This window comes from Pseudomonas sp. CAN1 (genome assembly GCF_030462585.1).
In the GTDB taxonomy this organism is placed as follows: Bacteria; Pseudomonadota; Gammaproteobacteria; order Pseudomonadales; family Pseudomonadaceae; genus Pseudomonas.
Map to the genome: position 1 here is coordinate 19,518 of NZ_JASMRU010000011.1, position 19,383 is coordinate 38,900.

General features: G+C 65.6%; 20 protein-coding genes and 1 riboswitch. Of the genes, 12 read left to right on the forward strand and 8 right to left on the reverse strand.

Features of this window, described 5'->3' with window-relative positions; genetic code table 11:
- Positions 1-3 precede the first annotated feature (3 nt).
- Positions 4-534 (reverse strand): ATP/GTP-binding protein, encoded by a 531-nt coding sequence (locus tag QO207_RS16255; RefSeq protein WP_301533390.1) that lies wholly within the window; start codon positions 532-534, stop codon positions 4-6.
- Positions 531-1,130 carry a hypothetical protein gene (locus tag QO207_RS16260; protein ID WP_301533391.1) on the reverse strand — a complete coding sequence of 200 codons (600 nt, stop codon included), beginning with the start codon at positions 1,128-1,130 and terminating at the stop codon, positions 531-533. Before QO207_RS16260 ends, QO207_RS16255 begins: the two co-directional genes overlap by 4 nt.
- A 121-nt stretch (positions 1,131-1,251) precedes the next feature.
- A riboswitch (cyclic di-GMP riboswitch) is annotated at positions 1,252-1,339 on the reverse strand.
- Positions 1,340-1,569: 230 nt separating this feature from the next.
- Between QO207_RS16260 and QO207_RS16265 the strand changes: the two genes are divergently transcribed.
- The 5 genes from QO207_RS16265 (at position 1,570) to QO207_RS16285 (ending at position 6,422) form a co-directional block, all read left to right on the forward strand.
- On the forward strand, positions 1,570-2,895 hold the full coding sequence (locus QO207_RS16265) for an MATE family efflux transporter (protein ID WP_301533392.1): 1,326 nt from the start codon (positions 1,570-1,572) through the stop codon (positions 2,893-2,895).
- Positions 2,896-2,943: 48 nt separating this feature from the next.
- The gene (locus tag QO207_RS16270) at positions 2,944-3,159 is read left to right on the forward strand and encodes a DUF2970 domain-containing protein (RefSeq protein WP_138525536.1); all 216 of its coding nucleotides are present in this window, start codon (positions 2,944-2,946) and stop codon (positions 3,157-3,159) included.
- A gap of 344 nt (positions 3,160-3,503) precedes the next feature.
- Positions 3,504-4,016 carry a PaaI family thioesterase gene (locus QO207_RS16275; RefSeq protein ID WP_301533393.1) on the forward strand — a complete coding sequence of 171 codons (513 nt, stop codon included), beginning with the start codon at positions 3,504-3,506 and terminating at the stop codon, positions 4,014-4,016.
- A 260-nt stretch (positions 4,017-4,276) separates the two neighbouring features.
- On the forward strand, positions 4,277-5,935 hold the full coding sequence (locus QO207_RS16280) for a nitrite/sulfite reductase (protein WP_301533394.1): 1,659 nt from the start codon (positions 4,277-4,279) through the stop codon (positions 5,933-5,935).
- The gene (locus tag QO207_RS16285) at positions 5,919-6,422 is read left to right on the forward strand and encodes a DUF934 domain-containing protein (RefSeq protein WP_301533395.1); all 504 of its coding nucleotides are present in this window, start codon (positions 5,919-5,921) and stop codon (positions 6,420-6,422) included. Before QO207_RS16280 ends, QO207_RS16285 begins: the two co-directional genes overlap by 17 nt.
- Before the next feature lie 397 nt (positions 6,423-6,819).
- Here QO207_RS16285 and QO207_RS16290 read toward each other — a convergent pair whose 3' ends face one another.
- Positions 6,820-7,398: a TetR/AcrR family transcriptional regulator gene (locus QO207_RS16290; RefSeq protein WP_301533396.1), complete on the reverse strand. Its 579-nt coding sequence runs from the start codon at positions 7,396-7,398 to the stop codon at positions 6,820-6,822.
- 150 nt (positions 7,399-7,548) lie between these two features.
- Here QO207_RS16290 and QO207_RS16295 point away from each other — a divergent pair, with 150 nt between their 5' ends.
- Together QO207_RS16295 and QO207_RS16300 are read left to right on the forward strand one after the other, a co-directional pair.
- Complete coding sequence (locus QO207_RS16295) at positions 7,549-7,986, forward strand: hotdog fold domain-containing protein (protein ID WP_301533397.1); 438 nt, start codon at positions 7,549-7,551, stop codon at positions 7,984-7,986.
- Positions 7,987-7,997: 11 nt separating this feature from the next.
- The gene (locus tag QO207_RS16300) at positions 7,998-8,852 is read left to right on the forward strand and encodes an alpha/beta fold hydrolase (RefSeq protein WP_301533398.1); all 855 of its coding nucleotides are present in this window, start codon (positions 7,998-8,000) and stop codon (positions 8,850-8,852) included.
- Positions 8,853-8,899: 47 nt separating this feature from the next.
- Here QO207_RS16300 and QO207_RS16305 read toward each other — a convergent pair whose 3' ends face one another.
- Positions 8,900-9,892, reverse strand: a complete 993-nt coding sequence (locus QO207_RS16305) for a YhdH/YhfP family quinone oxidoreductase (RefSeq protein WP_301533399.1) — start codon at positions 9,890-9,892, stop codon at positions 8,900-8,902.
- 73 nt (positions 9,893-9,965) lie between these two features.
- A complete protein-coding gene (gene sohB, locus QO207_RS16310; protein WP_301533400.1) occupies positions 9,966-10,994 on the reverse strand; it encodes a protease SohB in 1,029 nt (342 codons plus the stop codon).
- 211 nt (positions 10,995-11,205) lie between these two features.
- Between sohB and QO207_RS16315 the strand changes: the two genes are divergently transcribed.
- From QO207_RS16315 to QO207_RS16330, 4 genes are all read left to right on the forward strand, one after another.
- Positions 11,206-11,916: a histidine phosphatase family protein gene (locus QO207_RS16315; protein WP_301533401.1), complete on the forward strand. Its 711-nt coding sequence runs from the start codon at positions 11,206-11,208 to the stop codon at positions 11,914-11,916.
- 58 nt (positions 11,917-11,974) lie between these two features.
- Positions 11,975-12,286 (forward strand): SCP2 sterol-binding domain-containing protein, encoded by a 312-nt coding sequence (locus QO207_RS16320; protein WP_081516542.1) that lies wholly within the window; start codon positions 11,975-11,977, stop codon positions 12,284-12,286.
- A 333-nt stretch (positions 12,287-12,619) separates the two neighbouring features.
- A complete protein-coding gene (locus QO207_RS16325) occupies positions 12,620-13,687 on the forward strand; it encodes a phosphotransferase family protein (protein WP_301533402.1) in 1,068 nt (355 codons plus the stop codon).
- Between the two features lie 27 nt (positions 13,688-13,714).
- Positions 13,715-14,482, forward strand: a complete 768-nt coding sequence (locus QO207_RS16330) for an SDR family oxidoreductase (RefSeq protein WP_138216316.1) — start codon at positions 13,715-13,717, stop codon at positions 14,480-14,482.
- 752 nt (positions 14,483-15,234) lie between these two features.
- On the opposite strand, the gene QO207_RS16335 is transcribed toward QO207_RS16330, so the two are convergent.
- Positions 15,235-15,879: a hypothetical protein gene (locus tag QO207_RS16335; protein ID WP_301533403.1), complete on the reverse strand. Its 645-nt coding sequence runs from the start codon at positions 15,877-15,879 to the stop codon at positions 15,235-15,237.
- Positions 15,880-16,035: 156 nt separating this feature from the next.
- Here QO207_RS16335 and QO207_RS16340 point away from each other — a divergent pair, with 156 nt between their 5' ends.
- Complete coding sequence (locus QO207_RS16340) at positions 16,036-16,815, forward strand: TSUP family transporter (RefSeq protein ID WP_301533404.1); 780 nt, start codon at positions 16,036-16,038, stop codon at positions 16,813-16,815.
- A 36-nt stretch (positions 16,816-16,851) separates the two neighbouring features.
- Here the strand turns inward: QO207_RS16340 and nudC are convergent, their stop codons facing one another.
- A complete protein-coding gene (gene nudC, locus QO207_RS16345) occupies positions 16,852-17,691 on the reverse strand; it encodes an NAD(+) diphosphatase (RefSeq protein WP_301533405.1) in 840 nt (279 codons plus the stop codon).
- Positions 17,691-19,364: a ferrous iron transporter B gene (locus QO207_RS16350; RefSeq protein ID WP_301533406.1), complete on the reverse strand. Its 1,674-nt coding sequence runs from the start codon at positions 19,362-19,364 to the stop codon at positions 17,691-17,693. Before QO207_RS16350 ends, nudC begins: the two co-directional genes overlap by 1 nt.
- Positions 19,365-19,383: the final 19 nt, after the last annotated feature.

The window sequence follows — 19,383 nt, forward strand, 5'->3', positions numbered from 1 at the left end:
GCCTCAGGCCACCGTGCATTCCAGTTGCAGCAGCAGAAGGTCGAGCAACATGCGCACCTGCTCGGCTTCGCGCACGTCCACTTCCACCACCGGGAAGGTGTGCCCGGCCCGAGCCAGGGCGGTGGCATAGTCGTCCAGTCCGGGACTGGGGTTACCAGGAAGGCGACCGATCCCGATCACGCAGGGTGCGGTGGCGATGCATTCGGCGAAGCCGTCGAGGTAGACGCGCAGGTCGCCCAGCGGGTCGGGCCGCGAGTTGTCGATCAGGATCACCAGGCCCAGCGCACCCCGGGAGAGGATTCCCCACATGAAGGCGAAGCGCGCCTGGCCGGGGGTGCCGTAGAGGCGCAGGCGCTCGTCCGGGCCGAGTACCACCTCGCCGTAATCCAGGCCGACCGTGGTACGTGCCTTGTCCAGGTTCGGATCATTGTTCTGCACATCGGTGCTGACTGGCGCGATGTCGCTGATCGCCGCGATGGCGGTGGTCTTGCCCGCACCCATAGTGCCGGTGAAGAGGATCTTGTACTCCCTCATCGGCCAGCCCCCTCGCTGCCGCCCAGGCCGAAGTGGCGACGAATCCGTGCCAGCAGCCCGACCGGTGCCGCGGACTGCGGCCTGGCAGCAACGGGAGCCGACTCGCTGCGCAGCAGCAGGTCCTGCCCGGCCATCGCGCTGACGAAGGCTTCGGCCACCGGCCGCGCCACGCCGGAGCGTTCGCAGAGTTCATCCAGGCTCATGGCCCGGGCACAGAGCAGCGTGGCCAGGCGAACGTAGCGGGCGTCACCCTGCAGCAGCGAGGCCGCCGGCCAGTGCTTCAGGCGTAACGCCTCGCCGCCGGGCTGCGCCGGTCGGTGGCTAATGGCGCGAGCTGCACGCTCCAGGCAATCGAAGACTTCGCTGGCACGCAGCGGCCAATGTACCCAGAGCGGCTCGCCTTCGGCGGTGCGCAGCTGCACGCGCGGCTCGCCCTCCTCGCCCTCCACCAGCAGGTCGGCCGGGCCTTCGACATAGGCCCAGTTCGCCAGGGTGCGGCCGCTGAGCAGGCCGACGATGGATTTGAAGACCACTTGATCCCGCAGTGCCATCCGGGCGAACCCGTAGGTGCACTTGACCTGATACGGCTGATTCATCGGCGCGCTCCCTTTGGCCAATAAACACCATCAACCTGCACGGGTTGATCAGGAGGCTCACCGGGACCTGGAAGTTGCCGAGCGCGAGGCTCGCTGAAGGCGCGGACGAACGTCCGGCCGGCTTGGCAACCCCGCGGTCATGGCCCTTCCGGACTGTAGATCGGTGGCTTTGCGTCCCTGGCTTTCGCACAGGTTTGCCCTGGTCAATTGCTTCTGAGCGTAGTACGTCGGTCCCAAACGCCAAGGCGAAAAAGCGTGACAGGCCTCACACAAATATCGGAAATATCCCCGGAACAACTTCGCAATATTCCTAGGCATATTCCGTTCCCAACCGGAGCGGGAAGCTGCCTCTTCGGCTAGGATTTCCCTCAGCGGCGCCACACCGGCATGGGCCCGCCGGATGTCCACAACAGGCCGGAGCTCACTGCCCAGAGACGCCATGCTAGAGCGCCAGCGGTTCCAGAACATACTCAGCCTGGGCCTGCCGATCATCGGCGGGATGCTCAGCCAGAGCCTGCTCAACCTGGTGGACGCGGCCATGGTCGGCCACCTCGGGGAAAAGTCCCTGGCCGGGGTCGGCATCGGCAGCTACGCCAACTTCGTCGCCATCTCCCTGGTGATGGGCCTGGGCGCTGGCGTGCAGGCACTGGTGGCGCGCCGGCGTGGCGAAGGCCGCAGCGACGAGCTGCCCGCACCGTTGAACTGCGGACTGCTGGTAGCGCTGGGCCTGTCGCTGCCGATCACGCTGATCTGCCTGCTGTTTGCCGAACCCATCGTCCGCGCCCTGTCCAATGACCCCGAGGTGCTGGCGGTCGGTATTCCCTACTTCGAATGGCGCGCGCTGTCGGTGCTTGCCGTCGGCCTGAATTTCTCCTTCCGCGGCTACTGGAACGGCACCCGCCGCTCGGGCATGTACATGCGCACCCTGGTGGTGATGCACCTGGCCAACGCGGCGATCAGCTACAGCCTGATCCACGGTCTGTTCGGCTTGCCGCAGATGGGCGCCGTGGGCAGCGGCCTGGGCACCACGCTGGCGCTGTACCTCGGCTCGATGATCTACGCCTGGATCACCTGGCGCGACGCCCGTACCCAGGGCTTCCACCCGCGCCTGCCGAGCGAGCGGGACATCCGTACCCTGCTGCGCCTGTCGCTGCCCAACTCGCTGCAGCAGTTCTTCTTCGCCGCCGGCATCACCCTGCTGTTCTGGATCATTGCCCAGGTCGGCACCCGCGAGTTGGCGGTGGCCCACGTGCTGATCAACCTCGCGCTGTTCCTGATCCTCCCCGGCGTCGGCCTGGGCATGGCGGCCACCACCCTGGTCAGCCAGAGCATGGGCGAGCGCGACTTCGACAGCGCGCACCGCTGGGGCTGGGATGTGGTGAAGGTAGCGGCCTGCGGCCTGGCGCTGCTGGGCGCGCCATTCTGGATATTCCCCGAAGCCATCCTGCGGCTGTTCGTCAGCGACCCTGCGCTGATCGAACTGGGCCGGGTGCCGCTGATGCTCACCGGCATGGGCATGGTGATCGACGCCACGGCGCTGGTGCTGACCCAGGCACTGCTGGGCGCAGGAGCCGTGCGTACGGTGATGGCGGTCAGCCTGGGCAACCAGTGGCTGTTCTTCCTGCCGCTGGCCTACCTGGTCGGCCCGGTGCTGGGCGGCGGGCTGCTGGCGATCTGGAGCATGCAGATACTCCAGCGTGGGCTGGCCTCGGCGATCTTCGCGGTGATGTGGCAGAAGCGCCAGTGGACGCAGATCGAACTCTAGCGCTCGCGCCCTGAGGAGCTAGGCTTGCAGGCAAAAGGAGGACGAATGATGGACGAGCAACAGAACAAGCCGCCGACCTTCTGGCAGATGCTGCACAGCGTGCTGGCCGCGGCCTTCGGCGTGCAGAGCGGGCGCAACCGCGCGCGCGACTTCACCCATGGCAAGCCCAGTCATTTCATCGCCATGGGCATTCTCTTCACGCTGGTCTTCGTGCTGCTGCTCTACGGGCTGGTGCAGTTGGTGCTGCATTTTGCCGGACTGTAGATAAGGCTGACTGAGGGATAAGGTACCGGGCGGGCCGCAGGACGGCCCGCCCGGTACCGCTGTCACTGATGGCTGACCCAGAACACGGCGGTCGCAACCACCAGCAGGATCAGGATGAATGCGGCGCGGGCATCGACGACACTGTCGCTGGTCTTGCTGGACGATTCTTCGCTCATGTTTCCCCCATCTTCTCGTTATTGGCTGAAGGACCACAGGAAGCAGTTAAGACCAGCCCCGCCCTCCCCTCAAGCCGCTGTTCAAGCGAGCCTGGCCTTTTCCCGCGCTGGCGAATGCCGTTAGGCTGCGGCTTCGACACGAACAGACGACAAGAACAAGGAAGGGCCATGCAAGTCGATTCACTGCAATCTCTCGATTCGCTGCAAGACCGGGTCGCGCCGGAAGGCGTCTGCTACGGCTGTGGCGGCAGCAACCCGCACGGGCTGCACATCAAGAGCCGCTGGCACGAGGACGGTGTCCACGTCATCGCCGAGCACCTGCCCGAAGCCAAGTACTGCGGCTGGCCGGAGCTGGTCTATGGCGGCCTGATCGCCATGCTGGTGGACTGCCACTCGAACTGGACCGCCATGGCCTACCACTACCGCGCCGAAGGCCGCGAGCCGGGCAGCCTGCCGCGCATCGACTGCGTCACCGGCAACCTGGGCATCAAGTACATCAAGCCGACGCCCATGGGTGTGCCGCTGACCCTCAAGGCGTATGTAGAAGGCGAAGTCGGCCGTAAGAGCCGGATCATCTGCGAGGTCTATGCCGGCGACGTGCTGACCTGCGTTGGCGACTCGATCTTCGTCCGTGTCGACACCTCGCAACTGCGCGACGCCGCCCACGGCCGCGAGGCCTGATCGAATCCGGTTACGCCTGGGACAATAGCCAGGCGAAACGGCGCAATGGAAGAACGAACGTCCCGCTTCAAGTCCCCGTCTCGCCTGAGCTTCAGGCCTGGCGGGGCTTAGATCCGAAAGTTCTCGCCATATACTCAAACATCACTTTTGCGCATATTCCCGAACTGGTATCGTGCGCCCCACTCCGCGTGGAGCGCGTTGCCGTGCGCGCTGGGATACGCAGTAAGCCTGAGCGCCATAGCCTGACAGCAGGAAGATTCATGTACGTATATGACGAATACGATCAGAGGATCGTAGAAGATCGCGTCAAGCAGTTCCGCGATCAGACCCACCGTTACCTGGCGGGTGAACTGACCGGCGAGGAATTCCGCCCGCTGCGTCTGCAGAATGGCCTGTACATCCAGCGCTACGCGCCCATGCTGCGAGTGGCTGTGCCTTACGGCCTGCTGTCTTCCCGGCAGGTGCGCAAGCTGGCGCAGATCGCCCGCGACTACGACAAGGGCTACGCGCACATCAGCACCCGCCAGAACGTCCAGTACAACTGGCCGGAACTGGAAGACGTGCCGGAAATCCTCGCCGAGCTGGCCACCGTGCAGATGCACGCGATCCAGACCAGCGGCAACTGCATCCGCAACACCACCACCGACCAGTTCGCCGGCGTTGCCCGCGACGAACTCGTGGACCCGCGCCCCTGGTGCGAGATCATCCGCCAGTGGTCGACCTTCCACCCCGAATTCGCCCACCTGCCGCGCAAGTTCAAGATCGCCGTCAACGGCGCCGTGAGCGACCGTGCGGCCATCGAGGTGCACGACATCGGCCTGGAAGCGGTGAAGAACGAAGCCGGCGAACTGGGCTTCCGCGTCTCCGTCGGCGGCGGCCTGGGCCGTACCCCGATCGTTGGCAGCTTCATCAATGAATTCCTGCCCTGGCAGCACCTGCTGTCCTACCTGGACGCCATCCTGCGCGTGTACAACCGCTATGGCCGTCGGGACAACAAGTACAAGGCGCGCATCAAGATCCTGGTCAAGGCGCTGACTCCGGAAGTCTTCGCCCAGAAGGTCGACGCCGAATGGGCGAACCTGAAGGACGGCCCGAGCACCCTGACCGACGCCGAGCTGCAGCGCGTGGCCGCCCACTTCGTCGACCCGGCCTACCAGGCCCTGGAAGACCAGGACGCCGCCCTCGCCCAGCTGGACGCCGAGAACCCCGGCTTCGCCCGCTGGCGCACCCGCAACACCTTCGCCCACAAGAAGCCCGGCTACGTCGCCGTGACCCTGTCGCTCAAGCCCACCGGCGTGGCGCCTGGCGATATCACCGACAAGCAGCTGGACGTGGTCGCCGACCTCGCCGACCGCTACAGCTTCGGCGAAGTGCGCAACAGCCATAACCAGAACATCATCCTCGCCGACGTCGAGCAGGCGCAGCTGTTCACCCTCTGGGGCGAACTGCGCGAGAACGGTTTCGCGACCCCGAACGTGGGCCTGCTGACCGACCTGATCTGCTGCCCGGGCGGTGACTTCTGCTCCCTGGCCAACGCCAAGTCGCTGCCGGTGGCCGAAGCCATCCAGCGCCGCTTCGACGATCTGGACTACCTGTTCGACATCGGCGACCTCGACCTGAACATCTCCGGCTGCATGAACGCCTGCGGCCACCACCACGTGGGCCACATCGGCATCCTCGGCGTGGACAAGAAGGGCGAGGAGTTCTACCAGGTCTCCCTCGGCGGCAGTGCCAGCCGTGAGGCGAGCCTCGCGCAGATCCTCGGCCCGTCGTTCGCCCAGGAGCAGATGGCCGACGTGATCGAGAAGATCATCAAGGTCTACGTGGAACAGCGCACCGAAGAGGAACGTTTCCTCGATACCTACCGTCGCATCGGCATCGACCTCTTCAAGGAGCGCGTATATGCAGCGAATCATTAAGAACCGCGAGGTCGTCGACGATCGCTGGCACCTGCTGCCCAAGGACGCGACCCTCGAGACAGTGCCCAACTGCGACGACGTGATCATCCCGCTGAACCTGTGGCTGGAACACGGCCCTGCCCTGCGCGGCCGTGACGGCGGCCTGGGCGTGTGGCTGGACGCGGATGAAGAGCCGGAAGCCATCGCGGGCGACCTGGACAAGTTCAAGGTCATCGCCGTGAACTTCCCCGCCTTCACCGACGGCCGCGGCTTCAGCACCGCGCGCCTGCTGCGCGAGCGCTTCGGCTACCAGGGAGAAGTGCGCGCCATCGGCGACGTGCTGCGTGACCAGTTGTTCTTCATGCAGAGCTGCGGTTTCGACGCCTACGCCATCCGCGCCGACCGCGACCCGCAAGCGGCGCTGGCCGGCCTGGACGACTTCTCCGAGGTCTACCAGACCTCGGTGACCCAGCCGCAACCGCTGTTCCGTCGCCGTCAGCTGGCCTGATCCGGTCGACAAGAAAAAGCCCCGCAGTGCGGGGCTTTTTCGTTTCTGCCCTGCGAGCTTTTCGTAGGAGCGGAGCTTCTCCGCGATTCGGCCGACAGGCCGGGCTCACACCTCAGCCTCTGTCCCGGTTACGCCGGGATTTCGCGGAGAAGCTCCGCTCCTACAAGAGCCATCAGGCGCTCCCGCAGGGCGCATAACGCGCCAGCGTTATCCGCCGCCGGGACAACGGCGGATAACCTGTTCCAGGTTATTCGCCCTACGCCGATGTGAAGCTTCGGGGCCCTTCGTAGGAGCGAGCTTGCTCGCGAACCCGCCCAGCTTCGGCGCTGCCGGTAAATGCGTTCGCGAGCGAGCTCGCTCCTACAGGAGTATCCAGGGCGCCGCGGCAAGCAAACGCTCAGGCGCGGACACTGTCCCAGGCAATCTGCGCCAGCTGCTCGCGGCAGTCGATCAGGTCCACCCGCGTGCGCCCGGCCAGCCAGTTGCGCGCGTAGTCGTGGGTCGGGCCGATTACCACGGAGTTGAACAGCTCCGCCGACAGCGCCTTGAATGCACCCGCCTTACGGTGCTCGGCGAGCAGCTCGGCGATGCGCCGGCCCTGCTGGCGGTTGGCCTCGCGCAGTTCCTCGCCCACCTCCCCTGCTTCCACGCGCCCGCGGCTGTGCAGGATGAAGCGCGCCCACTGCGGATTGGCCGAAACCCAGTCGATGTAGGAGGTGACGAACAGCTTCACCACCGTCTCGGCGCTCTTCGCCGCCTCCAGCCCCGCATCGAGCAGCGCCGCATACTGGCCGATACCGGTCAGGTACAGCGCACCGATGATGCGTTCCTTGTTGCCGTAGTGGTGGTAGAGGCTGCCGATACTGGCGCCGGAGCGATCACGGATCATCTCGATGGTGGTGGCGTCCACGCCGGATTCGCTGAAGCAGGCCAGCGCGGCCTGGAGGATGTCGTCTTTGCGGGAAGCTCGGGCCATGGGGGTCCTGTCTAGAATTCGTTCCAGAACGTAATTCTAGAATAATCTTCTAGAATTACTTTCTAATCTTCGTATACTGCCTGGGCGCGCACTTCTCTTCAATGACAGTTCTTCAATCGCAGTTCGTCATTCCCAGCTTGCGGAGCCACCATGAGCCAGATGCTGCAGATGTTCCAACAGGCCGGCCCGGCGCAGTTCAGCGCCATGATCGGCCAGGTCGCCCCCTACTTCTCCACCATCGCCCCGCAGTTCGTCGAACTGCGCCCGGGCTATGCGGAAGTCACCTTCCCCAAGCGCCGCGAAGTGCTGAACCACATCGGCACTGTGCATGCCATCGCCCTGTGCAACGCCGCCGAGCTGGTGGCCGGGACTATGACCGACGTGTCGATCCCCAAGGGCCGCCGCTGGATTCCCCGCGGCATGACCGTGGAATACCTGGCCAAGGCCGAGGGCGACGTGCGCGCTGTGGCCGACGGCCTGGCCATCGACTGGAACCAGGAAGGCGACATCACCGTGCCAGTGCTGGCCTACGTCGGTGACAAGAAGGTCTTCCGCGCCGACATCACCATGTACGTCAGCCAGGCCTGAGGGACGCTGCCATGATCACCCCGCTCCCCCGTCCGCTGGACAACGGCAACGGCCACAGCCTTTCCAGCCACTGGTACTACCCGCCCGGCGAAGCTCGCGGGGCGGTGCTGATCGTCCCCGCCATGGGCGTCGAACAACGCTTCTACACCGCCTTCGCCCACTGGCTGGCGGAGCGTGGCTATCTGACCGTGACCTTCGATTACGTCGGCATGGGCAAGTCCCGCGCCGGCCACCTGCGCGACCTGGACGTCGATGTCGTCGCCTGGGGCAACCACGATTGCAGCGCGATGCTCGACGCCGTGGTCGAGGCCGCTGGCGAGCTGCCGGTGTACTGGATCGGCCACAGCCTCGGCGGGCAGATCCTGCCCTTCGTGCGCGGCAACGAACGCATCCTGCGCGCCTTCACCATCGCCACCGGCAGCGGCTACTGGCGCGAGAACACCAAGGGATTGCGACACAAGGCCTGGCTGCTCTGGTACTGCCTGGCACCGACCATCACGCCGCTGCTGGGCTACTTCCCCGGCAAGCGCCTGGGCGTGGTCGGCGACCTGCCGCGCGGAGTGATCGAGCAATGGCGGCGCTGGTGCCTGGACCCGGAGTACGCCGTGGGCGCGGAAGGTGGCGCGGTGCGCGAGGCGTATTCATCGGTGCGCACACCCATCACCTCCCTCTCCTTCACCGACGACGAGATGATGTCCAGGCGTAATACCGACTCGCTGCACGGTTTCTACCGTGGCTCGCCGAAGACGCTGAAGAGAATCGCCCCGGAGGATATCGGCGTGAAACGCATCGGCCATTTCGGCTTCTTCCGTAGCCAGTTCGCCGATTCGCTGTGGGCCGACTACCTGCTGCCGGACCTGGGCTGACACCCAGGCCCGACACGAGCATCGAGCGGAAGATCAGTCGCGGAATATCAGTCGAGGCTCACCAGCACCCGGCCAACCAGCTTGCCGGCGAGAATCTGGTGAATGGCGGCCGGCAGGTCGTCGAGCTTGACCTCGCGCACCGCTGCTTCGAGGTTGTCGAGCTTCCATTGCAGGGACAGCTTGTCCCACATGGAAGCCTTGACCACCAGCGGTAGCTCCACCGAGTCCACGCCCAGCAGGTTCACGCCGCGCAGGATGAAGGGCAGCACGGTGGCCTTGAAGGCCGCGCCAGCGGTCAGGCCGCAGCAGGCAACGCTGCCGCCGTACTGCAGCGACTTGACCACGTTGAACAGGATGTCGCCGCCCACGGTATCCACCGCGCCGGCCCACTGCTCGCGCAGCAGGGGCTTGTCGACGCCATCGGAGACAGTGGCGCGGTCGAGGATCTGCCGCGCGCCGAGGCGGTTCAGCAGCTCCGCCTGCTCCAGCTTGCCGGTAGCGGCGGCCACGGTGTAGCCCAGTTGCGCCAGCAGCATCACCGCGATGCTGCCCACACCGCCGGTGGCGCCGGTGACCAGGATCGGCCCGGCGGACGGCGTGACACCGGCGCGCTCCAGCTTGTCGACGCACAGCGCGGCCGTCAGGCCGGCGGTGCCGAGGATCATCGATTCACGCAGCGACAGGCCTTGCGGGCGCTTGATCAGCCAGGCCGCGGGCACGCGAATGTACTGGCCGAAACCGCCCGGCGTATTCATGCCCAGGTCGTAGCCGGTGACGATGACTTCGTCGCCAGCGGCGAATTCGCCCACCGAGGACTCTTCCACCACGCCGGCGGCATCGATGCCGGGAGTGTGCGGGTACTTGCGGGTAACGCCGCGGTTGCCGCTGGCGGACAGCGCATCCTTGTAGTTCAGCGAGGAATACTTCACCCGCACCAGCACCTCACCCGCCGGCAGATCGGCCACCTGCCGCTCGGTCACCTGCAGGTCATGCACGCCATGCGCGCTCTCCGTGACCCACAACGCCTTGAATGCACTCATCTCGACCCTCCTCTTTCGAATTCGCTGAAACGGGCGCGATCCCGGCGCCCGACGACAATCATTGGCAGAAGCATCACTGCCAGAAGCGGCTGCGCCCCAGGCGGTCCCACCAGGTCACCAGCACGCGATCGATCACGCCGCTGACGCCGACGCCGAAGCGCTCCTGGATGGACTTCTTCTGCACATAACTGAGCTGGTAGACATCCGCCTCGCGGGCGCGTTCGGCCAGGTATTCGTCACTGGTCTTGAGCTCGTCGACCAGCTTCTTGCCCAGCGCCGCCTGGCCCAGCCAGACCTCGCCGGTGGCGATCTCGTCGATGGCCAGTTGCGGGCGGTAGTGGACGACGAAGCGCTTGAACAGCTCGTGGGTGGTTTCCAGGTCTTCCTGGAATTTCTCGCGGCCCTTGTCGGTGTTCTCGCCGAACACGGTCAGGGTGCGCTTGTATTCGCCAGCGGTGAGCACCTCGAAATCGATATCGTGCTTCTTCAGCAGGCGGTTGACGTTGGGCAGCTGCGCCACCACGCCGATGGAGCCGAGGATGGCGAAGGGCGCGGAGAGGATGCGCTCGCCGATGCAGGCCATCATGTAGCCGCCACTCGCCGCGACCTTGTCGACGCAGACGGTCAGCGGCACGCCGGCCTGGCGGATACGCGCCAGCTGGGAGGCAGCCAGGCCGTAGCCGTGGACCATGCCGCCGCCGCTTTCCAGGCGCAGCACGACTTCGTCACGCGAGGTGGCGAGGGTCAGCAGCGCGGTCACTTCATGGCGCAGCTGCTCGGTGGCAGAGGCCTTGATGTCGCCATCGAAGTCGAGCACATAGACGCGATTCTTCTCGCCGCCCTTCTTCTTTTTCGCTTCCTTCAGGCTCTTCGCCTCGGACTTGCGCAGGGCCTTGAGCTTGGCCTTTTCCAGCACACTGTGCTGCAGGCGCTCACGCAACTCCTTGTAGAAGTCGTTGAGTTTGTGCACCTCCAGGTGCCCGCTGCCACCGCGACGACCGCGGCCACGCAGTGCGGCGATCACCACCAGGACGATGACGATGGCCACCACCACGGTGAAGGTCTTGGTCAGGAAACCCGCGTAATCGGCTAGAAACTCCACTCACATCCCCTTTTACAATTCTGTTCGCGCCCGCGCGAGGAGCGCAGCGAATCCCGCAAGCATACCCACGCCGCAGGCCCGCCACCAGCGCTGGCAAAGCGCTGTATCAGTCCAGCGAATAGCATTCAAACAAGCGTATGTTTTTTCGTTGACAGCCCCAGGTGATCCTCATAACCTCGCCGGAACTTTCAGCCCTGCCGGGATACTGCGCGTGGGAAGCATCTACCTGATTCGACATGGCCAGGCTTCATTCGGTGCCGACGACTACGATGTGCTCTCGGCCACCGGTGTGCGCCAGGCGGAAATCCTCGGTGAGCACCTGGCCAGCCTCGGCCTGCGCTTCGACCGCTGCGTCGCCGGCGACCTGCGCCGCCAGCGCCATACCGCCGAAGCGGTGATGGGCCGGCTGAACGAGGCCGGTATCGCCACGCCGACCCTGGAAGTCGATTCCGCCTTCAACGAATTCGAAGCCGATGCGGTGATCCGCGCGCACCTGCCGGACCTGCTGGAGATCGAGCCGCAGGCCCTGCACATCATGCGCAACGCCGCCGATCATCGCGCCGAGTTCCAGCGCCTGTTCTCCACCGTGATCGCCCGCTGGGTTTCCGGCGACCACGACAAGGACGGCCTGGTCAGCTGGGCCGAGTTCCTCGATACCGTGCACGGCGGCCTCAAGCGCCTGCTGGAATCGGCCAGCGGCAAGGACACCATCGGCGTGTTCACCTCTGGCGGCACCATCACCGCGGTCCTGCAGATGGTCACCGGCATCCCGGCGCTGAACGCCTTCGAGCTCAACTGGCAGATCGTCAACACCTCGCTCAACCGCCTGAAGTTCCGCGGCAGCGAAGTGGCCCTGGCTTCCTTCAACAGTCACGTGCATCTGGAACTGTTGAAGGCGCCGGAACTCATCACCTATCGTTGAGTACCGGCCCATTGCGACGCGCGCGTCGCGCGAGAAAACCTAGAAAAGGAATAGAACCATGAGTGTTGCTGACATCGTTTCCACCATGCAGAGCAAGTTCAACGCCAGCGCGGCCGCCGGCCTGGATCTGGTGTTCCAGTTCAACATCGAAGACGGCGACAACCACTACCTGGTCGTCAAGGACGGCACCTGCCAGGTCGTGCAGGGCGACGCCGAGTCCCCCAACGTCACCCTGATCATGGACAGCGAAACCCTCAAGGGCATCACCAGCGGCGAAACCGACGGCATGCAGGCCTTCATGGCTGGCAAGCTGCGCGCCGAAGGCGACATGATGCTGGCGATGAAGCTGGGCGAACTGTTCCCGGTCTGATCCGCGGAAAACCTGCCCGCGCAGCGCGAAAAACCGGAGTCCCTGGCTCCGGTTTTTTTATGCCCGCGCGCCGCTGCAAGGCCCGGATCAGGCAGCCTGATCGGGGTCCAACACCGACGCCAATAAGGGCTTTGCGTGCTTGTGAGCGGCAGGGTGGCACATTAGATTAGCCAATGATCACCCGGCGCCATCATTGCTTTGCCTGATCCTGTCGCGACCCATCGGGCAAGATACCGGCGCCGGCCTGCGCGCACCTCGCCAGGAGCCCTTGGCCCTGCGAGGCGATCAGTACGAGCCAGTACAAGACGAGCTCCTAGATAAAAAGGGACCAGCATGTCGTTGACCGACCAGACCATCCGCTCCCGCGAAGGCGAAGAACTCGATGCCGCCGTGATCGACGGCTTCCTCAAGGACCACATCCCCGGCCTGCAGGGTCAGCCGCGCATCAGCCAGTTCCCCGGCGGCGCGTCGAACCTGACCTACCTGATCCAGTACGACAACCAGGAACTGGTCCTGCGCCGTCCGCCGTTCGGCAAGAAGGCCAAGTCCGCCCACGACATGGGCCGCGAATACCGCATCCTGAACCAGCTCAAGGACGGCTTCCCCTACTGCCCCAAGGCGTACGCCTACTGCACCGACGAGTCGGTGATCGGCGCCGAGTTCTACGTCATGGAGCGGGTCAACGGCATCATCCTGCGCAGCGACCTGCCCAAGGAACTGAACCTCGACGCGCCGAAGACCACTGCACTGTGCAAGAGCTTCATCGACAAGTTCGTCGACCTGCACAACGTCGACTACAACGCCTGCGGCCTGGGTGACCTGGGCAAACCCGAAGGCTACGTACAGCGCCAGATCGGCGGCTGGATCGACCGCTACGAGAAGTCCCTGACCCCCGACGCGCCGGCCTGGGAACAGGTGAAGGTGTGGCTGCGCGAGAAGATGCCGGCCGACCACCACAAGCCGGGCATCGTTCACAACGACTACCGCTTCGACAACGTCATCCTCGACCCGAACAACCCGATGCAGATCATCGGCGTGCTCGACTGGGAGATGACCACCATCGGCGACCCGCTGATGGACCTGGGCAACACCCTCGCCTACTGGATCGAAGCCGGCGACCCGCAGCCGATGCAGATGCTGCGCCGCCAGCCCAGCCACGAGCCGGGCATGCTCACCCGCCAGCAGTTCGCCGACTACTACGCCGAGCGCGCCGGCATCCAGATCGACAACCTCGATTACTACTACACCTACGGCCTGTTCCGCCTGGCCGGCATCATGCAGCAGATCTACTACCGCTTCTTCCACGGCCAGACCCAGGACAAGCGCTTCGCCACCTTCATCCATGCCAACAAGCTGCTGGAGCAGGTGAGCCTGCAAGTCATCGGCAAGTCCCGCCTGTAACGGCGCCCCAGAACAAGGAGAACTCCCATGTCAAAGACCCAACTGTTCGACCTCGAAGGCAAGATCGCCTTCGTCTCTGGCGCCAGCCGTGGCATCGGCGAGGCCATCGCCAAGCTGCTGGCCCAGCAGGGCGCCCACGTGATCGTCTCCAGCCGCAAGATCGACGGCTGCCAGGCCGTGGCTGACGAGATCGTCGCCGCCGGCGGCAAGGCCACCGCGATTGCCTGCCACATCGGCGAGATGGAGCAGATCCAGGCAGTCTTCGCGCAGATCCGCGAGCAGTTCGGTCGCCTGGACATCCTAGTCAACAACGCGGCCACCAACCCGCAGTTCTGCAACGTACTGGATACCGACCTGTCGGCCTTCCAGAAGACCGTCGATGTGAACATCCGCGGCTACTACTTCATGTCCATCGAAGGCGGCAAGCTGATGAAGGCCAACGGCGGCGGCAGCATCATCAACGTTGCCTCGGTGAATGGCGTTACCCCGGGCGAGTTCCAGGGCATCTACTCGGTGACCAAGGCCGCGGTGATCAGCATGACCAAGGTCTTCGCCAAGGAATGCGCGCAGTTCAACATCCGCTGCAACGCGCTGCTGCCGGGCCTGACCGACACCAAGTTCGCCTCGGCGCTGGTGAGCAACGACGCCATCCGCAACGTCGCCCTGCAGCGCATCCCGCTCAAGCGCGTAGCCGACCCGAGTGAGATGGCCGGTGCCGTGCTGTACCTTGCCAGCGAGGCGTCCAGCTACACTACCGGCGTGACGCTGAACGTGGATGGCGGGTTCCTCGCCTAAGCGTTATCGCGGATATGAAAAAGGGAGCTGGTTGGCTCCCTTTTTCCTTTGCCGGAATTCGGCTACCTGTAAGAGCAAAGAGAACGCCATCGCGGTTGCTCGCGAACGCACTCAGCCTCTCTCCTCAGCGAGCGCCTCTGCAGGTCAGTCCGGGAGCTTGAGATACCCATGCTGCTGCGAGTGCAAGGGGATCGATGGGTATCGCTTCGCTCCACGCCATCCTACGTTCGTGCTTCGCTTCGGTTTCGATGTGGATGGGAAGTCCACCCCTACGGTCAGGCGCGGTGCCAAGTGATTCGCGAGCAAGCTCGCTCCCACGAAGAGCCAAACACCCAATCAATTCCTGCCGTAGCTCTCGCACTGAAGACTTCCAGAGAAACCTCCGAGCACTCCGAACGCCCCGTTCAGGAGGCCTCGTTGAATTGGAGTTTCAGGGGTTGAGCGACATGGATGTCGCGAGAGCCGCGATGGGCCAGGGATGGCCCTTCGCGGCGTGCCCCTGAAACTTCAATTCAACGAGGGAATTTTTCGCCTAAGCGAAAAACCGGATGTCCGGGGCAAGACCTTTGCCTACTTTGGGGCGTTTGCCAAAGTAGGTCGCCCGAGGGGGCGAAACAAGAAGTCCGCGCGCGCACCGAAGCGGCGCTGGAACACCCAAGCCAACGCGGCAGACCGGCAGCACCAGAGCCAAAGAAAGCGCCGGTCCTGCCGGCGGATCGCGGGCATGGACCGCTCCTATACAAGCACGAGGGTCACTGCCAGGTCTTCAGCGCCTGGATCGCCGCCGCATTCATCGGCTCAGCGGTCAGCCCGCCCGGCCCGTAGCGCACGGCGAACACCGCCTGGTCGGCCATGGGCAGATAGTTCACGCGACCCGCCTTCGGCACGAAGGTCAGCAGGTCATGCTGGCCGTCGCGCAGCCAGCGCCACAGGTCGATCCCCAGCACTTCATCAGCCAGCGGCACCTTGCGGCCCAGGGCCTGCTGCTCGACCGCCAGGAAGCGCCCGCTGAGGTCCTGCAGGCGATAGCCCGGCGCCAGGCCGATCAACCGCGCCAGCCCCTTCCACTCCAGCACCCGCGCATCCAGCTGCCAGAGGTCGCCGGCCAGCTCCACATGGCGTTCGGCATCGCCCTCCAGCAGGGTCACGTCGTAGTGCTGCTCGGCCACCTTGTGGAAGCTCAGGGTCGCCAGCGGGCGCTCCTGCGGCAGCGGCGCGTAGCTATGCAGGTCCCAGGCGACCAGCGCGACCAACGCAGCCAGCGCGACGAACAGCATCCCGGCGCTGCCGCGGAGCCAGCCGAGGAACCAGTGACGGTCGAACAGGATGCGGGCCGCCACCACCAGGGCCAGCAGCGCCAGGATCGCCACGACCCAGGCCAGACCGTCGTACTGCATCGAATGATTTCCTTCCTCGTAGAATTGCCGGCATTATGCGCACCGCGTACCTGCGCGGCCAGCCAGACCGTCGCAGCTTTCGGGCCCGTTAACGTTTCCCGCGCAGCATTCTTTACGAGAGAGTGGTGCCACGGGCCCCCGATCAAGGCCTGACCCATGCCCTTCGAACTCGTCGTAGACCCGACCACCCTCGTCATCCTCGCCGGCGTCGCCTTCCTCGCCGGCTTCATCGACGCCATTGCCGGCGGCGGTGGCCTGCTGACCATCCCTGCCCTGCTCACTGCCGGCGTACCGCCGCACCTCGCGCTGGGCACCAACAAGCTGAGCTCGACCTTCGGCGCCGCCGTGGCCAGCTACACCTTCTACCGGCGCAAGCTGTTCGAGCCGCGCAAGTGGCGCAACGGCCTGATCGCCACGGCTATCGGCGCCGCGCTGGGCGCCTGGGCCGCGCACCTGATGCCGGCGGAGTGGCTGAACCGCATGCTGCCGGTGGTGGTGTTCGGTTGCGGTCTCTACCTGCTGTTCGGCAAGACGCCCGAGGCGCCACTGGACGCCAATCCGCAGATCGCCCAGCGCCGCCAGTGGCCGCAGGGCCTCGGCCTGGGCTTCTACGACGGCGTGGCCGGCCCCGGCACCGGCGCCTTCTGGACCGTCAGCAGCCTGCTGATGTACCCGCTGGACCTGGTCCGCGCCAGCGGCGTGGCGCGCAGCATGAACTTCGTCAGCAACATCGTCGCGCTGGCGGTATTCATCGCCTCGGGTCAGGTGGTCTGGCTGATGGGGCTGTGCATGGGCAGTTCGCTGATGATCGGCGCCTACTTCGGCGCGCGCACAGCAATTGGCGGCGGCGCCAAGTTCATCCGTCCGGTGTTCATCCTGGTGGTACTGGCGCTGACCGTGCGCCTGGCCTGGCAGCACTGGTTCAGCGCAGTCTGATCGGCTCGCCGCGATAACCGCGCGCGGCGCCTGGGTTCAGGCGCCGCCGGGCAGTGCGGGCTCGGGACGACCGGCGCGGCGCGCCAGGTAGACCTCGATCAGGTAACGGGCGATGGAGCGTTCGGCCGGCAGGCGCGGCAGCTCGTCGACGTGGAACCAGCGGGCATCCTCGATCTCGTCCGGCTGCATGACGATCTCGCCGCTGACGTACTCGGCGTGGTAACCGAACATCAGCGAGTGCGGGAATGGCCAGGGCTGGCTGCCCAGGTAGCGGATGTTGCCGATCTCGACGCCCACTTCCTCGCGCACTTCGCGCGCAACACAGTGTTCCACCGACTCGCCCGGTTCGACGAAGCCGGCCAGGGTGCTGTACATGCCCTGCACGAAGCGCGGCGAGCGTGCCAGCAGCACTTCGTCGCCACGGGTCACCAGTACGATCATGCTCGGCGACAGCAGCGGGTAGCGCTGCAGGCCGCAGGCCTCGCAGTGCATGGCGCGGTCGCGGGGCAGGCGCTGGTTGGGCTGGCCGCAGCTGCCGCAGAAGCGGTGCTGGCGCCACCAGATGCCGATCTGGCTGGCGAAGCCGAGCATGGCGAAGATGTCTTCCTCGGCCTGCATCATGAACTGGCGCAGGCCGACCCAGCTGGCACCTTCCAGCGGGTCGGTACGGTCGATTTCCAGCAGGTACACCGGCTCGCCGTCGAACTCGCCGACGGCATGCTCGGAGAGCACCGCCAGGTCCTGGCGCTTCAGCCAGTCGCGGGGGAACAGCACGCCGTTGCTGTCGGCGAGGAACTGCTGCTGGCAGTGGGCGAGCGCCCAGCCGCCCGTGGCAGCGATCTCGAACATCGAGGATTCCCAGCGCCCGGTACGCATCAGGCTGCCACCGTCAGGCCCAGGGCCTTGACGCTCTCGCTGGCGACGTCCAGGACGTCGGGTTGGCCTTCAGGCCGCATCATCGCTCCACCCTCCAGGTAATACTCCAGGCCGGTCAGCGCATCCGCCAGGGTTTCCAGCATCTGCTCGGACGGCATCTGGGTCGTCTCGATCATCTGCCCCTGAATGTAATCGGCACAGGCGCCGACAAGCAACGCCGCGCGTTCCTGGCCGAGGAACCAGAGGCCGCCGCGCACCGCCTGCAGGCTGGTGGGTACGTTGGCCAGGTGCAGCTTGTCGCCGTTGGATTCCAGGTACGCGGTGATCGCGCGCTTGGCCAGCGCCAGGCCAGCCTGGGCCTCGTCGATCACCACGATGCGCGCCTCGGCGAGCTGGTGCACGGCGAAGGAGTCACCCTCCCCCTGCGGCGCCGGGCGGGCGCTGGAGCGCTCACCGCGCTCCAGGTTGCCGACCATGCTTTCGACATAGAGCAGCGCATCGGCCAGTGAGTTGAGCGACGCCGGGTCGTCCACCTGCCCTGTGGCAACCCAGCCGGCGACCACGCCGTGCTGGTGCTGCAGCGAGGTGGCAGCGGAGTTCAGGCCGACCATGCCGAGGGTCTTGGCCAGCTTGCCCAGCTGGGTATGCAAAATGCCGAACGCGTCTGCCTGGGACACGCCGCGCTCGATCAGGTCGAGCTGGTCCTTCACTGCGGTGAGTTCCTCGCGGATCGCCACCGACAGCGAGCGCATCACCGACTGGCCGGGGCCGGACAGACGTTGGGATTCGTCTTCCAGCAGGTGGTCGGTGAACGGCAGCGGCGCCAGGCCGAATACCTGGCGCAGTTCGCTGGCGCGCACACCACTGGTGTCCGCCAGAGCGGTGAGGTACAGCAACTCCTTGAGCAGTTGGCGCGGGGCCTCGTACTGCGGGTTGCCGATCAGTTGCTTGATCTCCCGATCCAGGCGCGAGAACACCTGCTTGCGCGTCTTGCGCGGCAGCATCTGCGCATCGACCAGGGCCTCCAGCGCACCGGCGCCGACCCAGCACAGGCGGGTACGCGCGGCGCTGCCCAGCAGCACGTCGAGCTTGCCCAGGGCGCGACCCATCAGCTTGAGGCTGGGGTAGAGGTTCTGTTCGCGGATCAGCCCGAGCAGGCCGACCTGGTACATCTGCCGCAGGCGGCGGATTTCCCGCGCCGGGTCTTCCACCTGCGGCGCAGTGACGGCGCGCAGCGGGCGCGGCAGGTCGAGCCGCGCACTGAAGAAGAAGCTCTCCGGCAGCGCCGGCTGGCCGGCGGCCTGGCGCACGTCGTTGATCGCCGGCAGCAGCAGCTCGGGGATCTCCTGGCGATGCGCTTCGAGGTTTTCCAGGTAGCGGCGCAGCACGTAGAGCGCATTGCCCAGCGCGGCCAGCTGGCCGTCGCGGTCCTCGCTGACGCCGGCGGGAATATCGGTGGCCAGGGACAGCGCCTCCTGCGCCAGCAGCTCGGCGCCGGCCAGCTCGATCAGGTTGAGTGTGCCGCGAATCTGGCTCAGGCACTCGACGGAGTGCTGCAGCAGGCTGCCGTTCTGGCGCTCGGCGATGAAATGTTCAAGGTTCTGCTCGGCCTCTTCCATGGTGGCGAACAGCTCGTCGCGGACCAGACTGAGGGACGTGGCTCCAGTAACCATCGGCCTAGTGCGCCTCCTG